Raw genomic sequence first — 3908 nt, forward strand, 5'->3', positions numbered from 1 at the left:
GGACTCATGATGAGTCCGGGGTCGTCCGTCGTCGTCGGCAAGGTAGTCAGGCCGTGACTGCCATCTCCGGGGCAACGGCAGCGACCTTCGCGACCGCCTTGCGGGTGCGGTCCGAATCCACACCGGCCACCACCGGCAGCGCTGCCCGCCACAATCGGGCCGCGTCCTCGTGCCGTCCCAGCTTCCAGCGCAGTAGTCCGGTCTCGATCTCACTCAGTGCGCGAATCCGGGTGTGCGTCTCCGGGTTCCAAGCAGCCACGCTCATACACAAGTGCCGCTCGGCCTCACTGAGATCACCGAGCGCGGCGAACGCCTTCGACGCCTGTCGGCCGATAGATGCCTTGTTCGGGCAGAACAGCGACAGCCAGCGCGGGAGTTCGGTCGTCGTGGTCGGTGTAAGCCACGGTTCGACCCTGCGCAGCGTGTCCCGCGCCGCGCGATGTTCCCCGCCTTCGGCGTACATCCGAGCGAGAGCGACATCGAACACCGCCGACGCATCGACATCCACGTGACCGCGTGCCCGCGATACCGCGCGCTCGGCGAGTTCGACGCTGTGCTCCGGCATACCCACGTCGCCCGCGTGCAAGGCGATGATCCGCAGTACGAAACCGTCCTGTCCGGGCACGCCGGATTCCTCGGCCAACCGCAGCGCGGCCAGGAAATACCGCAGCGCTGCCCCGTCCGCGCCGACATCGTGCGAGCTGAATCCGATCGCGTACGCGAGTTCCGATGCCGCACTGAACGCTTCGGCCCGAACACGAGCGTCGGTGAACCGGGACCGAAGCAGGGCAGAAACGTCGGTCGAGAGAAACGCCGTCATCGCGAGCCGTCCGGCCCCGCCGCCGCGCACTTCATCGAGCCGGAGAAGGGCATCGGTCACGCCGCGCACCGCCGCCACGTCAGCCGCGCCGGCACCCGTGCCGTCACCGATTGCCGACAGGCGCGCGTGCTCGGGCATCGGCAGCAGGGCGGTGGCCACGAGTGAGGCACTGTAGGCGGAGGAACGGAGAAACCCCCGCCGGTCCAGGTCGGCGCGGCCCAGTGCCTCCGCTGTAGTCACCGCGTCCAGCGGGCCGCACGCACGTCGATACGCCGCAACGACATCGGCGGTGGGTACGCGCCGCCCGGTCTCGTAATGGCCCAGAGCGGCCCGACTGTAGGGCACTCGGTCGGCCAGTTCGGTCAGGCTGAACCCCGCTGCCTCACGGGTCGCGCGGAGCTGTGCCCCGACGACTGCGGGGGGTGGGCCGGATTCCATACAACACACGGTAGCCGCGCGATGGGGTTGTAGACGCGCTGTAGCCGAAGAATCGTTCTACCTGGCCCCTGTCAGCGGAAAGCTTGGTCTCAGCCCCACCGCCGGGGTATGCCGGGCAACGCTGCACGGCACATCGGGCGCAACGAGCTGCGCGGACGATGGCGAAAGCTCTGCGGCGGTGGGCGCACTGACCTGACACCCACCAGGGGGATTCTCAATGATGTTGTCAAGCCGCGACGACCCTGGTTTCGGGCCGGTATCGGGTGCCGGTCCGCATCATCGCCCACAACACGTTCAGTCGGCGCCGGGCGAGCGCGATGACCGCTTGGATGTGGTTCTTGCCCTCGGTTCTCTTGCGCTGGTAATAGGTGCGCGAGGCCGGGTCGTGGATTGTTGCGACCTGGGCGGCGAGGTAGCAGGCTCGCAGCAGGCGCCGGTCGTAGCGGCGTGGCCGTTTGAGGTTGCCGTTGACGCGTCCGGAATCTTTGGGGACCGGGGCCAGGCCGGCGACCCCGGCGAGGCGATCGACGCTGTCGAAGGCAGTCATGTCACCGCCGGTCGCGGCGAGGAATTCCGCGCCGAGCAAGACACCGAATCCGGGCATACTCAGGATGGTTTCGGCGTGGCGGTGGCGGCGAAATCGGGCCTCGATCATCGCGTCGATCTCACTGATCTCGATGTCGAGGTCGCTCACCTCCTTGGCCAAACGCGCGACCATCATCGCGCCGAGCTGCTCACCGACCACGGTCGTGTGCTGGGCTTTCGCAGCGGCAACGGCGGTCGCGGCGACGCGGGCGCTGGTGCGTGCACCGTGTCGTTTCAACCAGGCCGTCAGCCGGGTTTCGCCGAGTCGTCGGATGGCTTCGGGGGTTTGGTAGCCGGTGAGCAGGATCAACGCCGCCTTGCTGGCGCGCAGGTCGAACGCTCGCTCCAGGGCCGGGAAGTATTCGAGCAGCTGGGCACGCAACCTGTTGATCGCCCGGGTCCGGTCACAACCCAGGTCGGTGCGCCGCGCGGTGAGGATCCGCAGCTCGACAGTGGTTTCGTCGCCGACCCGCAACGGTTGCAGGTCTCGGCGCATCCGGGCTTGGTCGGCGATGATCGCGGCGTCTTTCGCGTCGGTCTTCCCGTCGCCGCGGTAGGTTCCCGACGCCCAGTGCACGGTCCGGCCCGGGATGTAGAGCAGGCGTTGATCACGCTCGGCGAGCATCGCGATCAGCAGGGCCGCACCGCCGTGGTTGAGGTCGATCGCCCAGGTCAGCTCCACACTGTCGGCGAGTCCGGTGGCATCGTCGATCAGCTCGCGCAGGGGCTGCTCGTCGTTGAGCACTCTGCGCGAGAGCAGTCGTTTGCCGTCGGCGTCGATGACGACGCAGTGGTGAGCCGATTTCCCGGCGTCGATTCCTACCCACATTTGTTGCTGCACAACCACTCCCGTCGTTGCTGCTCTGTTGAGTTGTCTCGCAGACGACTGCGCCGTCGTGTCCTTACGAAGCGATCGGGTCGCGTATCTCAATCAGCGGTCGAGTCGTCGCGGAGCGCCGGGCGGCCAATCCCCCTGGGCCATCAACGGCTGAGCGATGAAAGCCATACCCGGCGCTCCTGGGTGCTGCAAAGCCTATGGCAGCCAGTGGCTTACAGCACCCGAGAAGAAAGGTAAGGAATGATGAGCACAGCGAACCTGACCGATATCGAGCGACAGGTGCTAGACGTCCTTGCATCCGATGGTCTGATCCTCGGCGTCCTGGCACCGGGCGGTCTGCTCACTATCGACGCCCTTGCCCGCAGGACTGGCCGGAGGGTGCGGGAAGTCCGTCGCGCCATCACGTCTCTGCGGATGAGGAACCTCGCGTGGGCGAACCGGCGCGGGCAGTGGAGCGCCCGATGACCGGCCGATCGCGCGACGGTCGATATGTGGCGGAGCTGTTCGGCGCCTTGTCCGGCCTTGAGGATGCCGGTTTGGTCTGTTCGGTGCCGCTGTCCCAGACTGAACTGGATCGGCGCGCGTCCGCGGCTGCGCCAGATCCCGTACCATCAGTCCTGTTCGAGGCCGACCCCAATCCATCGCGCGCCGACCTCGTTGGGGCGCTCGACGCGATGAGACAAGCTGGTTGGTTTCGATGACCCAGACCAGCCTGCCCGCCGGGGCCTTCGCCGAGACACCCTGGACACGGTGCGAGTTCTACCGGCGCATGTGCTCGCTGCCCGCCGTTGTCGACCCGGGCACGGGCCGGAACAATGCGGGCCGGTTGGTCGGGGCGGTGATGATGCCGACCGGGTTGGCCCAGCGGGTCAAAACCAGCCTCGACGTTCGCGGTGTTGCGCCGTTGCCGATCATCGGTCATCCGCGCACCGACATGTGGACATTCCTGGTCAGGGCCGACATCCGGCCGATCGGCGACCCCGACGACGTGGCGCGACTGTGGACAGCACGGGTGATGGTGATCCGCGAAGGCGATATCGCGTTGCCGTCCCCGGTACCAGACCCGTTGATGGTCCGCACGTGGGTGTCTCCGGCTATCAGCGCGTTCCGTCCATCAGGGGCCGTGGTGATCGAATGCGCGCAGTCGATCTTGAGGGCGACCCGGCCGACAGCAACGCCCACCCTCCACCCCGCCCGCACACGCACCCAAACAGCGGACATGTGGAT

5 protein-coding genes are annotated in these 3908 nt (G+C 67.2%); 3 read left to right on the plus strand and 2 right to left on the minus strand.

Translation table 11 applies throughout. The features are described from left to right. Positions 1-46 precede the first annotated feature (46 nt). Entirely contained in the window at positions 47-1258 is a 1212-nt protein-coding gene (locus ACFWPJ_RS26925) for a helix-turn-helix domain-containing protein (protein WP_378855400.1), read from the minus strand. Between the two features lie 226 nt (positions 1259-1484). Further along, complete coding sequence (locus ACFWPJ_RS26930; RefSeq protein WP_378855402.1) at positions 1485-2684, minus strand: IS110 family transposase; 1200 nt, start codon at positions 2682-2684, stop codon at positions 1485-1487. A gap of 240 nt (positions 2685-2924) precedes the next feature. Here ACFWPJ_RS26930 and ACFWPJ_RS26935 point away from each other — a divergent pair, with 240 nt between their 5' ends. The 3 genes from ACFWPJ_RS26935 to ACFWPJ_RS26945 form a co-directional block, all read left to right on the plus strand. Then, the gene (locus ACFWPJ_RS26935) at positions 2925-3146 is read left to right on the plus strand and encodes a hypothetical protein (protein WP_378855404.1); all 222 of its coding nucleotides are present in this window, start codon (positions 2925-2927) and stop codon (positions 3144-3146) included. After that, positions 3143-3382 carry a hypothetical protein gene (locus ACFWPJ_RS26940; protein WP_378855406.1) on the plus strand — a complete coding sequence of 80 codons (240 nt, stop codon included), beginning with the start codon at positions 3143-3145 and terminating at the stop codon, positions 3380-3382. Before ACFWPJ_RS26935 ends, ACFWPJ_RS26940 begins: the two co-directional genes overlap by 4 nt. Then, positions 3379-3908 (plus strand): hypothetical protein (locus ACFWPJ_RS26945; RefSeq protein ID WP_378855407.1); only part of this gene is annotated, 530 nt, incomplete at its 3' end. The genes ACFWPJ_RS26940 and ACFWPJ_RS26945, both read left to right, overlap by 4 nt.

The sequence above is a fragment of the Nocardia sp. NPDC058497 genome, from assembly GCF_042720195.1.
Classification (GTDB): Bacteria; Actinomycetota; Actinomycetes; order Mycobacteriales; family Mycobacteriaceae; genus Nocardia.

Bases quoted from the DNA above. Each gene is read 5' to 3' on its own strand.
- ACFWPJ_RS26935 (WP_378855404.1), top strand. From the start codon at position 2,925: ATGAGCACAGCGAACCTGACCGATATCGAGCGACAGGTGCTAGACGTC.
- ACFWPJ_RS26925 (WP_378855400.1), bottom strand. From the start codon at position 1,258: ATGGAATCCGGCCCACCCCCCGCAGTCGTCGGGGCACAGCTCCGCGCG.
- ACFWPJ_RS26940 (WP_378855406.1), top strand. From the start codon at position 3,143: ATGACCGGCCGATCGCGCGACGGTCGATATGTGGCGGAGCTGTTCGGC.